The 18,023-nt window shown below is 39.7% G+C and carries 16 protein-coding genes; 15 read left to right on the top strand and 1 reads right to left on the bottom strand.

Annotated features, from left to right (window positions below):
• Positions 1-22 precede the first annotated feature (22 nt).
• The 12 genes from NSQ41_RS16885 to NSQ41_RS16830 all read left to right on the top strand — a co-directional run bounded on the left by NSQ41_RS16885 (position 23) and on the right by NSQ41_RS16830 (position 11,359).
• The gene (locus NSQ41_RS16885; RefSeq protein ID WP_242009354.1) at positions 23-427 is read left to right on the top strand and encodes a cupin domain-containing protein; all 405 of its coding nucleotides are present in this window, start codon (positions 23-25) and stop codon (positions 425-427) included.
• Positions 428-627: 200 nt separating this feature from the next.
• Positions 628-1,650 (top strand): DctP family TRAP transporter solute-binding subunit, encoded by a 1,023-nt coding sequence (locus NSQ41_RS16880; protein WP_339210415.1) that lies wholly within the window; start codon positions 628-630, stop codon positions 1,648-1,650.
• 83 nt (positions 1,651-1,733) lie between these two features.
• Positions 1,734-2,318: a TRAP transporter small permease gene (locus NSQ41_RS16875; protein ID WP_066250031.1), complete on the top strand. Its 585-nt coding sequence runs from the start codon at positions 1,734-1,736 to the stop codon at positions 2,316-2,318.
• A complete protein-coding gene (locus NSQ41_RS16870; protein ID WP_063386816.1) occupies positions 2,319-3,602 on the top strand; it encodes a TRAP transporter large permease subunit in 1,284 nt (427 codons plus the stop codon).
• A 595-nt stretch (positions 3,603-4,197) separates the two neighbouring features.
• Positions 4,198-5,214, top strand: a complete 1,017-nt coding sequence (locus NSQ41_RS16865; RefSeq protein WP_066250028.1) for a LacI family DNA-binding transcriptional regulator — start codon at positions 4,198-4,200, stop codon at positions 5,212-5,214.
• Between the two features lie 38 nt (positions 5,215-5,252).
• A complete protein-coding gene (locus tag NSQ41_RS16860; RefSeq protein ID WP_063386814.1) occupies positions 5,253-5,816 on the top strand; it encodes a shikimate kinase in 564 nt (187 codons plus the stop codon).
• A 63-nt stretch (positions 5,817-5,879) separates the two neighbouring features.
• Positions 5,880-6,866, top strand: coding sequence for an HD domain-containing phosphohydrolase (locus tag NSQ41_RS16855; protein WP_311066533.1), 987 nt, complete (start codon positions 5,880-5,882; stop codon positions 6,864-6,866).
• A 178-nt stretch (positions 6,867-7,044) separates the two neighbouring features.
• On the top strand, positions 7,045-7,587 hold the full coding sequence (locus tag NSQ41_RS16850) for an XRE family transcriptional regulator (RefSeq protein ID WP_066250024.1): 543 nt from the start codon (positions 7,045-7,047) through the stop codon (positions 7,585-7,587).
• A 27-nt stretch (positions 7,588-7,614) separates the two neighbouring features.
• Complete coding sequence (locus tag NSQ41_RS16845; RefSeq protein WP_063386811.1) at positions 7,615-8,694, top strand: ABC transporter ATP-binding protein; 1,080 nt, start codon at positions 7,615-7,617, stop codon at positions 8,692-8,694.
• Complete coding sequence (locus tag NSQ41_RS16840) at positions 8,684-9,475, top strand: ABC transporter permease (RefSeq protein WP_339210414.1); 792 nt, start codon at positions 8,684-8,686, stop codon at positions 9,473-9,475. The genes NSQ41_RS16845 and NSQ41_RS16840 overlap by 11 nt, the downstream gene beginning before the upstream one ends.
• A gap of 10 nt (positions 9,476-9,485) precedes the next feature.
• Positions 9,486-10,289, top strand: coding sequence for an ABC transporter permease (locus tag NSQ41_RS16835; protein ID WP_130157449.1), 804 nt, complete (start codon positions 9,486-9,488; stop codon positions 10,287-10,289).
• Positions 10,286-11,359 carry an ABC transporter substrate-binding protein gene (locus NSQ41_RS16830; RefSeq protein ID WP_063386808.1) on the top strand — a complete coding sequence of 358 codons (1,074 nt, stop codon included), beginning with the start codon at positions 10,286-10,288 and terminating at the stop codon, positions 11,357-11,359. Before NSQ41_RS16835 ends, NSQ41_RS16830 begins: the two co-directional genes overlap by 4 nt.
• Positions 11,360-11,650: 291 nt before the next feature.
• Here NSQ41_RS16830 and NSQ41_RS16825 read toward each other — a convergent pair whose 3' ends face one another.
• Complete coding sequence (locus NSQ41_RS16825) at positions 11,651-12,619, bottom strand: hypothetical protein (RefSeq protein WP_094244440.1); 969 nt, start codon at positions 12,617-12,619, stop codon at positions 11,651-11,653.
• Positions 12,620-12,777: 158 nt separating this feature from the next.
• Between NSQ41_RS16825 and NSQ41_RS16820 the strand changes: the two genes are divergently transcribed.
• The 3 genes from NSQ41_RS16820 to katA all read left to right on the top strand — a co-directional run bounded on the left by NSQ41_RS16820 (position 12,778) and on the right by katA (position 17,781).
• Entirely contained in the window at positions 12,778-13,980 is a 1,203-nt protein-coding gene (locus tag NSQ41_RS16820; RefSeq protein WP_063386806.1) for an MFS transporter, read from the top strand.
• Positions 13,981-14,762: 782 nt separating this feature from the next.
• The gene (gene ltrA / locus NSQ41_RS16815) at positions 14,763-16,022 is read left to right on the top strand and encodes a group II intron reverse transcriptase/maturase (protein WP_094245397.1); all 1,260 of its coding nucleotides are present in this window, start codon (positions 14,763-14,765) and stop codon (positions 16,020-16,022) included.
• 295 nt (positions 16,023-16,317) lie between these two features.
• Positions 16,318-17,781, top strand: a complete 1,464-nt coding sequence (gene katA, locus NSQ41_RS16810) for a catalase KatA (RefSeq protein WP_063386805.1) — start codon at positions 16,318-16,320, stop codon at positions 17,779-17,781.
• Positions 17,782-18,023 lie beyond the last annotated feature (242 nt).

Below are 18,023 nucleotides of genomic sequence, written 5' to 3'. Positions count from 1 at the left end.
AATTATGAAGGAGGAATTGATTATGCCGAAAACGAGCGCAGGCATGAAAATTAAAGTTCTTGATCCTTTTCAAGACGCTAAAACATTATGGTTAGGGCTGGATAAGCCGGAGTTGAACCAGATTCGCAAGGTTTTCCAGCTGATTACCCCGCAAACTGTAGGATCTAAACATATTATGGCTGGAATTACGATTTTTTCCCCCGGGGAAGCAAGCTCCCTTCACAACCATCCAGAATCTGAAGAAATGGACGTAGTTATAAAAGGTTCAGGAGAAGTGGTTGATGGAAATGGAAACCGCCGTCCATTTAAAGAAGGAGACTATATGTTCATACCCGAGGGCGAATATCACCAGCATGTTAATACAGGAAATGAACCGCTTTGGTTGTTGTGGTGCTATAGCCCGCAAGGAAGCCTGCCAGAAGATTAAAGAAGCAATTTTTTGCAGGAAAACAAAAACGATCATTTTCAAAAAGATGGACTAAGAAAGGGGTTATTGACAGGGTAGAAATGAGGATAATCCATGCCATGTCAGCCCTTTTCTGCTCCCCCAAACGCCTAGTTATTAATAAAATCAAAACTATAAACCTTTCGAAAATCAAATTGATTGTAAGATAGGAGTGTGAAAAAATGAAAAAAATTTCTTTCATCTTAATATCTTGTTTGTTGCTGTTAGTCGGATGTTCAAGCGGTTCGAGTTCGGGAGAAAATAATGAATCAGGCTCAAAATCTTCAGAAACTAAAATTATGAAATTAGCAGTGGCGACCACAAAAGAACGCTCTCTCTCAAAAGGACTTTATAAATTTGGTGAAATCGTCGAAAAAGAAACAAATGGATCTATTAAAGTTGAAGTATATCCCGATGGACAGCTCGGAGGGGATTTAGAAGTATTTGAAGGATTAAAAATGGGATCTATTCAAGGATCAACCATGTCGACTGGGCCGATCGCATCTTTCGCTCCAAGATTTAACGTATTGGACTTACCTTTTTTATTTAAAGACAGAGAAACCGCTTACAAAGTTTTGGATGGCGAAATTGGGCAAGAATTAATGAAAGATCTGGAAGGCACAGGTGTTATTGGTATAAACTACTGGGAAAACGGGTTTCGCCATTTAACGAACAACGTCAAAGAGGTTAAAAGTGTCGATGATATTAAAGGATTAAAAATTCGTACGCTTGAAAACAAGCTTCATATTGATCTGTGGAAAGAATTAGGGGCGAATCCTGTTCCGATGGCTTTTACAGAGCTGTTTACTGCACTTGAACAAGGGGTTGTCGATGGACAGGAGAATCCTGTTGGAAACGTTGCAGCTAATAAAATGTATGAGGTTCAAAAGTACATTACAAAAACCGGTCACGTGTATAATGCAAGCCCGTTTTTAATAAGCGAAAAGTTTTGGAAAACACTTTCCAGCGAAGAACAAGAAATCATAAAAAAAGCAGCTGAAGAAGCGAAAGAATATCAGCGTCAGTTAAATGCAGAAGAAGATGAAGAATTATTTAAAGAGATTGAAAAAGAGGGGATGGTTGTTACAGAGTTAACAGATGAACAAAAGCAAACGTTTATTGACAAAGTACAGCCAATTTATAAAAAATACGGAAAAGAATTTGGTGAAGATCTAGTTGCTAAATTATTGGAGGCAGGCAAATAAATGATGACACTATTTAACTCTTAGGAGTGTGCTCACTCTTAAGAGTTATTTTCCAATTATTTGAAAGTAAGGAGGAAGTACGGTTGAAAAAGGTTGCATTTATGCTAGATAAGCTGTTGCAGATATTAATGGCGTTATGTTTAGCATCCATGGCAATTCTCGTCTTTGGCAATGTCGTATTGCGTTATGCTTTTCATTCCGGCATTACATGGTCGGAAGAAATGTCGCGTTATCTATTTGTTTGGATGGTGTTTTTAGGAGCCATCGGTGCTTTGAAAGATAACGACCATTTAGGGGTGGATGTACTCTTAAAAAAGCTGCCGCTTGGGGCAAAGCGAATTGTATTTATTTTAAGTAATGCGATTGTTCTTTATGTACTGTGGCTGCTTCTGGATGGAAGCTGGAAGATCACTATGAGCAGCTTGGAAAGCAGAGCTCCTGCCACGAATTTGCCACTCGCTTATGTTTATGGAATGGGTATTGTGGTGAGTATCGGAATGGGAATAATAGTAATATTTAATATTTATCAGGCTCTCTTTCGGCCAAATACGCTTGAAAAGCTTATCCGAATGAAAGAATCGGAAGATGAAATTATGGAAGCGGTTCATGAAGAAATCGTGGAATTACATCATGGGAAAAAACAAGGGATGGCAGGAGGTGAGAGGTAAATGGCTTTTGTTGTTTTTGTCAGCTCATTAATTGGTGTCATGGCGTTGGGGATGCCTATTGCGTTTGCGCTTTTGGTGAGCGGTGTTGCTCTCATGTTTTTTCTGAATATTTTTGACACTCAAATTATGGCACAGAACCTCATTAATGGGGCGAACAGTTTTCCGATGATGGCTATTCCTTTCTTTATTCTTGCGGGAGAATTGATGAACGCAGGAGGCATTTCTAATCGAATTATTAACTTTGCCATGTCTCTTGTCGGTCATATTCGTGGAGGATTAGGATATGTAGCGATCATGGCAAGCGTCCTTTTCGCCGGTTTATCCGGTTCAGCGGTAGCGGATACGGCGGCTCTTGGCGCTATTCTTATTCCGATGATGGTCAAGGCTGGATATGACCGAAATCGGTCTGCTGGCCTCATTGCAGCCGGCGGTATTATTGCCCCGATCATCCCTCCGAGCATACCGATGATTATTTTTGGGGTAACAAGCGGCGTGTCGATTACAAAATTATTTATGGGAGGGATCATTCCAGGGCTTCTAATTGGTTTATGCTTGGTTGTCTGTTGGTGGTTAATGGTAAGAAAAGAGCAGGTAGAAGTCTTCCCCCGAAAATCTGCAAAAGAAGTATTGTCTGCTACCCGTCAGGCTATTTGGGCGCTTTTACTTCCAGCTATTATCGTTGGAGGACTTCGGGGCGGGATTTTTACTCCGACAGAGGCTGCTGTTGTAGCTGCATTTTATGCGTTATTTGTCGGGTTGTTTGTTTATCGAGAACTTAAAATACAAGATTTGTTTAAGGTGTTAGTAGCTGCTGCAAAAACAACAAGCGTTGTAATGTTTCTTGTAGCAGCAGCAATGTTGTCAGCTTGGTTGATAACAGTAGCCAATATTCCATCAATAGCTGCGGATATGCTTGGACCGTTAATCGAGAACAAATTGCTGCTTCTGCTAGCAATTAATGCGTTAGTTCTTTTAGTTGGTACGGCAATGGATTTGACGCCTACTGTTCTGATTTTAACTCCTGTTTTAATGCCTATTATTGAAAAGGCGGGAATCGATCCGGTGTACTTCGGGGTGCTGTTTATACTGAACAACTGCATTGGATTGCTCACTCCTCCAGTTGGTACTGTGTTAAATGTCGCTTGTGGGGTTGGAAAGATAGGAATGGAGGACATTATGAAAGGAATATGGCCTTTTTTACTTGCAGAAACACTTGTTCTTTTACTGCTTATTCTGTTTCCGTCCATTGTTACCGTTCCGCTTCAATGGTTTACAGATATGTAGATTTTTAAAGTGTTTACTATCTGATTTAAAAAGGTACTTTGATTGGACTGAAGGTATTGTTAATTTGCACATTATTTCAGGAAGGATGGAGCAAATGATTGGCTCCTTTTCTGAAATAATGTGCAGTTTTTTATGATTAAATCTTTTATTTTGCGATTTTCTTCAGATACTCGTACTTGAATGAATTTTTCCCTATTCAAAAAAGCTGTCTTTCGCACATCGAGCTTCACTCTCTTGGTGATATTCCACTGCCTCCAATCGCACGATTTCTTTTTCGAACGGGGCTTTTTTCATTTGGTATCCATACAACAGGCAAAGGTGAATCACTTGGAGCCATCTATGAAACGGTTATATGGCGGCTTCCTCCCGACAGAAGTACATATTTGATCTATGCTCTTGTCTATATATAAACCGACTTCAGCCCATTTTTTCAGGTGATTTGTGGTGCTCCTGCAGCCTGAAGGGAGGTGATTATTTATAACATTTTCAAAGCCGTAAAGCATGGAAATAAACAAATTGACAACGTTTTAAATGTAAAGGTATACTTTTCTCAACTGAATTCGTTGATTAATTGCGTTAGCAGGTGATTGGACAGATGGGACGAAAAAAACAGTCCCGCGTGACACTGCAGGAGGTTGCAAAACACGCGGGTGTGTCGAGGGCTACAGCTTCCCTTGTTGTTCGGGGCAGCCCAAATATTTCAAAAGAAACAAGAGAAAAAGTGTTAAAATCGATAAAAGAGTTGGGATATATATATGATCGTGTTGCAGCGAATTTACGATCCCACCAATCTTCAACAGTTGGTTTGATTATAACAGAGATCGGCAACCCCTTTTTCTCGGAATTATTGGTGGGCGTTCACGAAGCTTTAGATAAAGAAGGATATACCGTAATATTAGGAACGACGTTTGATTCCCCTGATAAACAAGATGCGCTGCTTGCGACAATGCTTGAATATCGTGTCGGCGGGGTAATTATGAGCCCTGTCCCAGGCAGTTCACCAGATATGGTAGAACGGTTAAAGCAATGGGGGATTCCTGTTATTTTAGTAGCGAGAAAAATGCTGTCAGAAGAGCCGTTTGATTATGTCGGAATCGATAATGTTGCAGGCGGACGGATAGCGGCTGAACATTTAATCGAACAAGGCCACCGCCGCATCGCTTTTTTGGGCGGTTTTTCTAATTCATCAGTATGGACAGACCGGAAAAAAGGATTTTGTGAAGCGATTGAACAAGCCGGGCTGGAAATGGATGAATCGCTGTTTGTCCAATCTCCCGCAACTAGGCAAGGGGGAATAGAGGCGATTAAGCGAGTTATGCAGCATCCTCAGCCTCCAACCGGGGTTTTTTGCTATAATGATGTTGTTGCATCTGGTGTTATGCTCGGATTAAAAGAACAAGGCATTGTTCCAGGCAAAGATGTGGCTGTGGTTGGTTTTGATAATATTCCGGAGTCAGCGGTATTCAGCCCTTCTTTAACAACCATTGCAGCTTTTCCTGATCGGCTCGGTGCAAAAGCTGCTGATCTCTTGCATCGGAGAATGAAAGGTGATGAAGAAGAGGCAAAAAAACTGATTTTACAGCCTGAGCTTGTAGTGCGGGAGTCAAGCTGACACACCATGATGAAGAAATCTAGGGAAGTGGATGCGTTATGAAGGAACATGTAGAAATCCCTCTTCGGGAAAAAAATATTGTTTTAATTGGATTTATGGGAGTCGGCAAAACGACTATTGGCCAGTTGGTCGCGAAAAAGTTATACCGAGATTTCATTGATGTGGATCAGGAGATTGAAAAAAAGCAAAATATGCCCATCTCGTTAATATTTCAAAAATTTGGCGAAGATTATTTCCGAAAAATCGAAAAGGAGTATATTGTTGATATTTGCACGAACACACGCTTGAAGGTTGTATCTTTAGGAGGGGGAGCCTATTTACAAGAAGAGGTCCGCAATGCTTGTTTATCAAACTGCATCGTCTTTTTGCTGGATTTATCATGGGACAGCTGGAAGGATCGAATGCCGCTTTTAGTCGAGAACCGCCCTCTTTTAAAGGAAAAATCAATGGAGGAAATTGAAAAATTGTTTATAAAACGGCAAAATGCATACTCTCTCCATAACTCAAAAGTATCGACCAATAATCTTGATCCTGAAACAGTAGCAGATGAAATTGTAAATTCGGTGAAATTAACGTGGAGCATCTATGAACCGAACCAATAATATGAGATTATCCCTTTAAATGAATAGTTTGCAAGATGAGATTTGGGAAAGGGATTTAAAAACATGAATGTAGAAAACTTATTGTCTCCTTATCTTCAACTGGCTGATGCTGTCATTGTGACAGATAAAGATCATGTTGTCGTCGCTGTTAACGATGCGTATGAACAAATAACGGGATATAAAAAGGATTTCATTGTCGGCAGAAGAGCAGGTGTCATTAAATCTCATTTGACCCCGGAGCAAACTTATGCTTCGATGAAAAAAGCATTATCGGAAAAAAAGCCTTGGTCCGGTGTTTTTGTGAATCGTAAGAAATCAGGAGAATTATGGCACTCATCTATAACAATAACTCCTATTCTAATAGAAGATGAACTGTTTTTTGTAGGAATTTTTCGGGAATTGGAGCAGCTGGACAGCGGAGCATACGTTTCGCAGGAGCAAATAGAAGAAACAAAAAAATCAATATTGGAAGTGCTGGCGATTTCTTGTGAAATTCAAGATCCAAGCATTGAGGATCATTTGATCAACGTTCGAAAACTAACTGAAAAGCTCATTTATGCTCACAACAGCTATCATAATCTTAATTTATCAGAAGAATATATGAGAAATGTTGCTTACTCCAGCATTTTGCATGATATAGGAAAAGCTGGCATACCTGAAGGAATTTTATATAAACCAGGACCACTAACAAAATATGAACGCTTAATTATGGAGACGCATCCGTTAATAGGCTTTGACATTTTGAAAAAAATAACAAGCAAACTGAAAGATAACTTTTTAAGGCAAAGCTATAAAGTGGCCGAAAATATTATTCTCTTTCACCATGAAAAATGGAATGGAACGGGATATCCGAAAAACTTGAAAGGAGCAGAAATTCCTTTAGAAGCTAGAATTGTTGCGGTTGTCGATGTGTTTGAAGCTTTAACGAGCAGCCGTCCATATAAAGTTGCATGGCCGATTGAAAAAGCGTTGAATTTTTTAGTGGAGCATCAAAATACGCATTTTGATCCAGATGTAGTGGCCTCATTTCTGACAATTAAGGATTTTTAAAAAGAAGGAAATTTTAGTTGAAGATCAACTAAAAATTCCTTCTTTTTTTGAAAATTTTTTATTGTGTTTTTTGTGTAATTGTGTATAATAAATCGTCGTGAAATAAACAATTTTCGATAAATATATTAATTTTTTTTGACAAAAAGTTTACTAGTATTAAACAAATGAGGTTGTTATGATGAAAATTGGGAGGAAAATTCGAAATTTGCGGATAAAAAAAGGTCTGACGCAAGAAGAGCTAAGCGAACGAACCGATTTGTCTAAAGGATACATTTCCCAATTGGAAAGAGATTTAAGCTCTCCCTCATTGGAAACGTTTCTGAATATATTGGATGTGCTGGGATGCAATCCAAAAGATTTTTTCGATGATGAGGATGCCGAGCAAAAAGTAGTTTACGGCAAAGAAGAACGAAAAGTATTTATTGACCAAGAGAGAGGATATAAGGTTGAATGGATTGTTCCTGAATCAAATGAAAAAGAAATGGAGCCGATTCTTTTAACGTTGTTTGAAAAAGGAGAGTTTAAAGTTTTTGAACCATCCTTATCTGAAACGTTCGCCTATGTTCTGAAAGGAACAATAAAAGTTCGGATCGGAACAAAAAAGTATGTGGCAAAGGAAGGAGAATCCATTTATTATCATGCATCCGATGAGCATCAAATTGTCAATGAGGCAGAAAGCATGTCGCAAGTAATTTTAGTGGCAACTGAATCTTATTTATAATTCTTGATGCGGTTGGAGGAATCGTTCATGAACAATAAAACAATTATTCGCTTTGAACAAGTGACAAAAAAATATGATGATGATTTGCCAGTATTGGATAATGTAAGTTTTGAAATCGAACGCGGAAAATTTTACACGTTGCTTGGACCTTCAGGATGCGGAAAAACAACCATTCTCCGTCTAATTGCGGGATTTACGGAACCGACCAGCGGCACGATTTATTTTAACGGAAAAAATATTAACCATGTAACGCCGAACAAACGTCAAGTCAATACAGTGTTTCAAGATTATGCCCTTTTTCCGCATCTGAATGTGTTTGAAAATGTTGCCTTTGGCCTTAGAATTAAAAAAATGAAAAAGGATATCATCGAACAAAAAGTAAAAGATGCCCTTCGTTTTGTAAACTTATCTGGCTATGAACAACGGAACATTCAGGAGATGTCAGGAGGACAGCGGCAGCGGGTCGCCATTGCGAGAGCGATAGTCAATGAACCGGAAGTGCTTCTGTTAGACGAACCGTTGTCAGCTCTTGATTTAAAGCTGCGCACGGAAATGCAGTACGAGCTGCGGGAGCTTCAGCGCCGGCTCGGCATTACATTTATTTTTGTCACACACGACCAAGAGGAAGCTCTTGCAATGTCTGATGAAATCTTTGTTTTAAATAAGGGGAAAATTCAGCAAAGTGGAACGCCGAAAGATATTTATGATGAACCTGTTAACCGCTTTGTGGCAGACTTTATCGGAGAATCGAATATTGTCGCAGGAAAAATGATTCAAGATTATCTTGTTGAATTTGTCGGAAAGCAGTTTGAATGTGTTGATAAAGGCTTTGCTCCGAACGAGGACGTAGAAGTGGTAATTCGACCGGAGGACTTGGAAATAACAACACCTGAAAAAGGAAAGCTGAAGGTTTATGTGGATTCCCAGCTGTTTAGAGGAGTTCATTATGAAATTTGCTGTTATGATAAGGATGGCAACGAGTGGCTTGTTCATTCTACAAAAAAGGCAGAAGTCGGCGATGAAATTGGTCTTTATTTTGAACCGGAAGCAATACACGTTATGCGTTTAGAAGAAAATTCTCGTATTGGTGTTGCCGATGAAAAGTAATATTCGCGCTTTATACTTCTTACCATATGTGTTATGGATCTTACTATTTGTTGTCGTTCCGATTCTGCTTATCATTTTTTATTCGTTTTTTAACATTGAAGGAACATTTTCTTTTGAAAACTACGAGAAATTTTTCACGCCGGTCTATTTGAAAATGGCGTTAAGCTCATTTTGGTATGCGTTTTTAATTACAGCCTTTTCGCTATTGATCGCTTATCCGACAGCTCTTTTATTAACGAAAACAAAACATAAGCAGCTTTGGCTTTTGTTAATCATTTTGCCGATGTGGATCAATTTGCTGTTAAAAGCATACGCCTTTCTCGGCATTTTTGGAACCTATGGAATAGCCAATCATTTTTTGGAATTAATTGGTGTCGGTGCTAAACAAATATTATTTACAGATTTCAGCTTTGTGTTTGTTTCTGTCTATATTTTCGTTCCATTTATGATTTTGCCGATTTTTAATGCTTTAGAAAAATTAAATCCAACGCTTGTAGATGCAGCTAAGGATCTCGGAGCATCCCCTTGGATTACGTTCCGCCGGGTCATTTTTCCGCTGACGCTGGACGGTGTTAAATCCGGATGCCAAGCAGTGTTTATTCCTGCATTATCGTTATTTATGATTACCCGCTTGATTGCAGGAAACCGGGTAATTACGCTTGGCACAGCAATAGAGCAGCATTTCCTAGTTACTCAAAACTGGGGAATGGGAGCAACCATTGCGGTCTTTTTAATTCTTGCAATGGTGATCATCATGTTTTTAACAGGAAATCGGAAGTGAGGGATGAAAAATGAACAGAAAATGGAAGGTTTCAAATATATATTTAATCATCGTATTTTTCATCTTATACGCTCCGATTTTCTACCTTATTTATTACTCGTTTAACAGCGGCGGAAAAATGCATCATTTTGAAAATTTTACGTTGGACTGGTATAAAGAAGTCCTGCAGGATGTGCGTCTGTTGATTATTGTACTGAATACGATTGTAATTGCTTTGCTTTCTGCGGCGATTTCAACGATCATCGGCGTTTTCGGTGCGCTCGCCATTTACTCCGTCAAAACAAGACGGGTGAAAAATACATTGCTTTCGTTAAATAATGTTCTATTAGTCAGTCCTGATGTCATCATCGGAGCTTCCTTTTTAATTTTGTTTACCATTGTCGGCATTCAGCTTGGTTTTATTTCTGTTTTGCTGTCTCATATCGCCTTTAGTGTGCCGATTGTCGTATTGATGGTATTGCCAAAGCTTCAGGAAATGAGCCCGACATTAATCGATGCGGCAAGAGATTTAGGGGCGAGCCAGTGGAATGTCATAACAAAAGTAGTAATCCCCTATATTACCCCTGGGATTTTTGCTGGATTTTTTATGGCTTTAACCTATTCTTTGGACGATTTCGCCGTTACATTCTTTGTTACTGGAAATGGTTTTTCCACTTTATCTGTTGAAATATATTCAATGGCTCGACAAGGCATTTCCCTTACCATTAATGCTTTGTCAACACTCATTTTCCTTTTAACGATTTTGCTTGTGATCGGCTATTATTTCATCACGCTGCGCTATAATCGTCCGGGAAGATTGGGGGGACGGAAATGAAAAAAATTGTGCAGATGTTTGCGATAGTATTTATCGCTTCGTTTGCCATCCTGTTTTTTATTGCGAGACTGAATGCATCTGAAGGCTACTCCGGTGATAATACCCTTACGATTTACAACTGGGGAGAATATATTGATCCGGAATTGATCGACCGTTTTGAAAAAGAAACAGGTATAAAAGTGATTTACCAAACATTTGATTCTAATGAAGCGATGATGACAAAAATTTCCCAAGGAGGAACAACATTTGATATTGCCGTCCCTTCTGAGTATGCCATTAGCAAAATGAAGGAAGAAGGTCTTCTTATTCCTATTGATCATTCGAAAATTCCTAATTTAAAATATATCAACCCCCGTTTTCTAAATTTATCGTTTGATCCGGGGAATAAATATTCCATTCCATATTTTTGGGGAACGGTCGGCATTTTGTATAATCCGGAAGCTCTCGGGGGAAAAAAGATCGACAGCTGGAATGATTTATGGGATAAAGATATGAAAAATCAAATACTTCTTGTCGACGGCGCCCGAGAGGTAATCGGAATGGGATTGAACAGTCTTGGTTACTCGTTGAATGATACGAACAAAGACCATTTGCTAGAAGCGAAAAAGAAACTGGATAAACTGACTCCAAACGTGAAGGCGATCGTTGGAGATGAAATCAAAATGCTGATGGCAAACGAAGAAGCAGGTGCCGCTCTCGTCTGGTCGGGAGATGCTGCAGATATCATGTGGGAAAATGAGAAGCTAGATTACGTGGTGCCGAAAGAAGGCTCTAATCTTTGGTTTGATAATATGGTTATTCCGAAAACGGCCAAAAACATAGAAGGCGCTCATAAATTTATCAACTTTATGCTAGACCCGAAAGTGGCTGCGCAAAATGCTGAATATGTCGGCTACTCTACTCCAAATGAAAAGGCGCTTGAATACTTGCCGAAAGAGATTTCTGAAGATGAGCGGTTTTACCCGTCCCCTGAATTAACGGATAAATTGGAAGTGTATGAAAACCTAGGGAAACGAATGCTTTCCTATTATAATGATTTATTTTTAGAATTTAAAATGCACTCGAAATAAAAGGAAACCATCGCCATCCTCAATTTGGGAGGCGATGGTTTTTTAATGATTTTTGCGAAATCTGATCTTTGAAGCAAGAACGAGCTGTTGTTGGAACATATACGGCATAAGCTACCCTTATGTACTGTAAAAATGGATGCATAGTAGATCTAATGGTATTTTGAAGGGCAGCTGTTTGCAGCATAGAAAAAATGCGCATATGGGCTTTTAAAATCGAAAACAAGAATCGGCACTTTGCCGGTTTCTGCTCATCGCGCTCACCTTTAAAAGAGTGTGGTTATGAACATTTCCTTAGCTGCTGCCGCATCCTCCGCCGCAGCTGCTTCCGCAATTTGAACTGGAGCATCCTGAAGAAGAGCATCCGGAACCCCCTGAATGATCATTGGAATCGCTGAGCGCAGCCCCGCATGCATAAACAGAACCTCCGCTTGTCCCTGCATCCTTATTCAAAAGCTGCGACATTTTTTCTGTATAACTGTCCTGCTCGTACAGCGATAAAAATACCATAGCCGGTAGCAGCATCGAGTACGTATCGTCTGTTTTTATTTCCTTGCGGAGCGATTTGTTTTGTCGTTTCATTTCTTCTGCTTTTTCAATATCGTTTTTCAGCTGTTCAAGCAGCTTTGTTTGTAATGGCTTGATCGGGTCAAACGAACGAAAATATTTATCAAACAGTTTTTCGTCACTAGCTGAGCGAACTTCTTCCAAAAGTGTTTTGCTTAGCGGATTTTTTAAAAAGCCTCCCCACAGCTTCGTGCTGTTTGGATAGATTTCAAATAAGTGCAAATACATCCAATCAAAAAGGGCTCTTTCGTGAGGAATCGGTGTCCGTTCCACATTAGGGCTGTGATGCAGAAATGATCCAAAAAATTTTTTTGAAAAATTTTCGTATTCTTTCGTAAACATAATCATTTCATGCCATATTTCATCCACTTCATCGCTGAACATTGGAACTGATTTTAAAATTCCTGCCAACAAAAAATATCTTTTTAATTCAAATAGGCGCCAGTTAAAGTCCGTTTCGGTCCAACTAGGATGATTTGCTAACACTCTTTTCTTTACTTTTTCCATATATTCTGAGTTTAGAGAGTCTTCCAAACGAGAGATAATTGGCAGCCCTTCTGGAATGCGGCAGGCTAATTCTGCCGGGACAGCCTCTTGAACAAGCTTTAATGATCTTTTTTTCTTCGTTTTATTGATATTGACAACGATGAACATGATGAAAATACCAATGATCAATCCTACTAAAAGCTCAGTCATAATATCCCTCCACAACACTATATATCTTAATTATACTATTGGAATAGGAAATTTATAGAAACGATTTTCGTGAAACTCGAATATTGTATAATTTCAAAAATATCGTAAAATGGAAAGAGCAAAAAATTCCTATTTAATTATATAGAAAGGTTTTGGCGATGAACGTTCAAAAAATAAATATAGCAGGGAAAAAAGATCATATTATTTTTTTAACAGTTATCTTTTGCTTTTGGTTTTCCATTTATATTTATGTTCCAATCTTTGGGGTTTATTTAGAACATTTGCAGTTTGACTATTCACTTGTTGGCATTATTTTTGGCAGTTACGGCATCACCCAGATTTTGATTCGTTTGCCTCTTGGAGTTTTATCAGACTATTTAGGGCAAATGAGAAAAGGAATGCTTATAGCTGGTTTTTTTATGGCGTTTGCCAGCGGAATCCTGTTTCTTTTCTTTCAATCATTTATCCCGATTTTTATTGCAAGACTTCTTTCAGGAATTACCGCGTCGATGTGGGTAATGGCTACTACATTATACGCTCAATATTTTACGGAAAGTCAATCTTCCAAAGCGATGGGAATTCTCCAGTTTATGACGGTCGTTTCCCAATTTATTAGCATGGCTATCAGCGGGAAAATTGTAGAGTGGTTCGGCTGGGAAATGCCGTTTCTCATTGGGACCGTCATGGCTTTGATTGGTCTTATTCTTTCATTTCGCATTAAAGAAATCGGCGATAAGGTGAATCTTATTGATTTCAAATATATGAGTCAATTAAAATATGTTCTCGGCATCAAGCCGCTTTGGGGCATCTCAGCTTTATCGCTTGCCGGACACGGAATTTTGTTTATGACGATTTTTGGATTTACACCGGTTTATGTCTCGAAAATCGGATTTAGTGAGTCCGTGTTTTTTTGGGTCGTCACTTCCTTTTTTATTCCGCATGCTGCTGCATCATTGCTGCTTGCCTATTTTCCTGTTCGAAAGCAAAAACAACTGCTTTTGCTTTCATTTATTTTAAGCGGATTATTTCATCTTCTGTTGCCGTTGTCAAATTCGATTCTATGGATTTGCTTCATGCATATTTTCATAGGGTTTTGGCTTGGTTTTATTTTTCCGCTGCTGCTTGCGATGGTTATTCAAAGCTGTCAAGAAGCATATCGGACGACCGCAATGGGCTTTTATCAATCATTTTATGCAATCGGCATTTTCACTGGTCCGATGTTAGCGGGCTTTATTGCAGATCACATCGGTTTTTATGAAGTGTTTCTTGCAACAGGCTTGCTTGCCTTTGCAGCTGCTTTTCTGTCTTTATTCATTCCAAGCTCCCGCATGGAAAGGAAAGCGGAGCGAATCTCTTCGTAAAGAGATAAAGTGGAATACGAACATTTTTTCATATTAGCGTTGAATCCTATATTGCTTGGGAATATGAAATGACATCTTGCCATAAATGAAAATGGCTTGCTGTTTTTGCACGGAGAGATCAACGGTCTTTTTCAACTATGTATGTTGTTTTTTCAGTTTCAATTCGATAGCTTCCATAAGAACCTCTCAATTTGTAGCGGCTGAGCTATATTTGCTCAGCCGTTTTTTTCGTGCGCCCGGCATGTACATGAACTATAGGGTGTAAGTCCCGAACCCCGAAGACAGAAGTAGAGGTTAGCCAAGAGCAAGGGTGTCCGTGGTGACGCGGAATCTGAAGGAAGCTGGAGGCAAAACACCGGTCCGAGGAACACGAACCTCATATAAGGCTAGGTATGATTGAGTGAGTTTGCGAAACAAAACAAAGCTCTTTCTGTCGAAGGTCATATCGAGTAAATGAGGCGGATAGATGGTGTGAAAGTGCATGTACTTACCCGGGGAGATCTGGCTGGCACGCCAAGTAACCTTGGTAACCTATCTAGTGATAGATAACTGAACAGTCAGAAGTCAGCAGAAGTCATAGTACTCTTTCAAGCTCGAGATGGAAGAGGAAGGACTGAACAATTAAGGAGAACGAATCGCTAGGCGTTCACCTTCTGTGTGGAAGCAGACAATCCGATAGGACTTACTTGAAGGAGGAAGTGGTGAATCCCACGGGGGACTTCAAGAGGGTGGAGCAGAAGATGGCACAAATAGAAGAATTCGTTCACGTGGAGAGGATATCAATGTTGATGGAAATGATTTTGTCACGGGAAAATCTCCTGGCGGCACTGAAACGAGTCGAACAGAATAAAGGAGGTCACGGAGTAGATGGCATGTCCGTAAAAGACCTACGAAGACACCTCTACGAAAATTGGGACTCCATTCGACAGTCGTTGAGAGAAGGAACCTACAAGCCCTTACCCGTCCGTCGAGTCGAAATCCCGAAACCGAACGGTGGAGTAAGACTTCTAGGGATCCCTACCGTGACGGATCGTTTCATCCAACAAGCGATTGCCCAAGTGTTGACGAAAATCTTTGATCCGACCTTCTCGAACCATAGCTATGGTTTCCGACCAGGTAGAAGGGGACATGATGCGGTTAGGGAAGCAAAGGGTTATATCAAAGAAGGATATCGTTGGGTAGTCGATATAGACCTAGAGAAATTCTTTGACAAGGTGAATCACGACAAACTGATGGGGATCTTGGCGAAAACGATCAAAGATCGAATTCTACTGAAGGTAATTCGCCGGTATCTTCAATCAGGCGTGATGATCAATGGAGTGGTAATGGAAACGGACATGGGAACGCCTCAAGGCGGCCCGCTTAGTCCACTTTTATCAAACATCATGCTTCATGAATTGGATAAAGAGCTTGAGAAACGTGGACATAAGTTTGTTCGGTATGCGGATGACTGTAACATCTATGTGAAAACAAAGAAAGCAGGAATTCGTGTCATGAACTCCATTACGAACTTTATAGAGAAGGAGTTAAAGCTCAAGGTAAATAAAGAGAAATCGGCGGTAGACCGTCCTTGGAAACGGAAGTTTCTCGGTTTCAGCTTCACACTCAATAAGACTCCAAAGGTACGGATTGCGAACGAAAGTGTGAAACGTTTGAAGAACAAGATCCGTGAAATTACATCAAGGTCGAAACCGTATCCAATGGAGAAAAGGATTGAGAAACTGAATAAGTATTTAATGGGATGGTGCGGATATTTTGCCTTGGCAGAAACACCAAGTAAGTTCAAAGAATTTGATGAATGGATTAGACGAAGGCTTCGGATGTGTTTGTGGAAAGAATGGAAAACCCCGAAAACAAGAATTCGGAAACTCAGAGGATTAGAAGTTCCAAGCCATAAAGCATTCGAATGGGGCAATACACGCAAGAAATATTGGCGGATTGCCTGCAGTCCCATCCTACACAAAACCCTCGACAACTCCTATTGGAAGCGTCGAGGGTTAAGAAGTCTATTCGAAAGATATCAAGCACTACGTCATACTTAATTGAACCGCCGTATACCGAACGGTACGTACGGTGGTGTGAGAGGTCGGGGGTTAGTCACCCCCTCCTACTCGATTGCCAATTTTTTAAACAACTTGTCAAAGAAAATAAACAGAACAACATGAAAAAAATAGTGGCTAATTGATAATAAACGAGGTTCATTGATTGATAGATCAACGGTTTCAAACTCCTTTATTAAAATTATTATAATTTACTATTGATTTTTAATTAAAATATGTTATCATATAGTTGTAATGATTAGAGAAATATTATTTTAAATTATGAGGTGATCGGTAAATGGGAGATAATAAAAAGCTTACGACGAGCTGGGGTGCTCCTGTAGGGGACAATCAAAATTCGATGACAGCAGGCCATCGAGGTCCGACATTAATTCAAGACGTACATCTTCTGGAAAAACTAGCCCATTTTAATAGAGAAAGAGTTCCTGAACGAGTTGTTCACGCAAAAGGTGCCGGTGCTCACGGATACTTTGAAGTGACAAATGATATGTCAAAATATACGAAAGCGAAAGTCTTCAACGGAGTAGGCAAGCGAACACCAGTATTTGTAAGATTCTCAACTGTTGCAGGTGAGCTTGGCTCCGCTGATACGGTCCGCGATCCGCGCGGTTTTGCCGTTAAGTTTTACACAGAAGAAGGAAACTATGACATCGTAGGAAACAACACGCCGATTTTCTTCATTCGCGATGCGATTAAATTCCCTGATTTTATCCACACACAAAAACGCGATCCAAAAACACATTTGAAAAATCCTACTGCCGTATGGGATTTTTGGTCTCTATCGCCTGAATCATTGCACCAAGTAACTTATTTGATGGGAGATCGCGGAATTCCAGCAACATACCGTCATATGAATGGTTATGGAAGCCATACATTTAAATGGACAAACGAAGACGGGGAAAGCGTCTGGATCAAATATCATTTCAAAACTGACCAAGGTATAAAAAACCTTGATACGAAAACAGCTGTAAAAATTGCCGGAGAAAATCCGGATTATCATACAGAGGATTTATTCAATGCGATTGAAAACGGAGACTATCCTTCTTGGACGCTTTATGTGCAAATCATGCCGCTTGAAGATGCCAACACATACAGATGGGATCCATTTGACGTGACAAAAGTATGGTCTCACAAAGATTATCCATTAATTGAAGTAGGAAAATTAGTATTAAATAAAAACCCTGAAAACTATTTTGCAGAAGTTGAGCAAGCTGCATTCTCACCGGGAAACCTAGTTCCAGGAGTCGATGTGTCGCCGGACAAAATGCTGCAAGGTCGTCTCTTTGCATATCATGATGCACATCGCTACCGCATCGGGGCAAACTATAACTCACTTCCAATCAACCGTCCGCGAGTTGAAGTGAACAACTATCAACGTGATGGATTTATGCGCTTTGACTCAAATGGCGGAGGCTCTGTATATTATGAACCAAACAGCTTCGGCGGTCCAAAAGAAACACCTGAAGCAAAACAAGCATCATACCCAGTATCAGGTGTTGCGGAAAACGTTCCTTATGACCATGATGACCATTATACTCAAGCGGGCGACTTATACCGTCTCATGAGTGAAGATGAAAGAGCACGCCTTATTGAAAATATTGTAAATTCAATGAAGCCAGTTAAGCTGGAGGAAATAAAACTCCGCCAAATCGGCCACTTCTACAAAGCAGATCCTGAATATGGCACCCGCGTTGCAGAAGGTCTTGGTTTGCAAGTGCCTGAAGAAGTAAAAAAAGGTTAATAAATATTTCATAGCTGGACGATCTCGGAAGGTTCAAACGAACTTTTCGGGGTCGTCTTAATTTTTGTCACTTTCGAAAAAATATTTGGAATTACAACCTGCTTGCTTGTGAATGCGTCAGCTTGCAAACAATAGTTGGAATTACCACACGTCCCATAAAAACATATAATTGCCTTCTTTAATAGGGAAAAGTAAAAATAGTTAAAAAATTTTTTATAAAGTTGTATGATGGAAAATATAAA

Source organism: Aeribacillus sp. FSL K6-8210 (genome assembly GCF_037963925.1).
In the GTDB taxonomy this organism is placed as follows: Bacteria; Bacillota; Bacilli; order Bacillales; family Aeribacillaceae; genus Aeribacillus; species Aeribacillus composti.
This window is presented reverse-complemented; position numbering and strand designations above follow the sequence as displayed.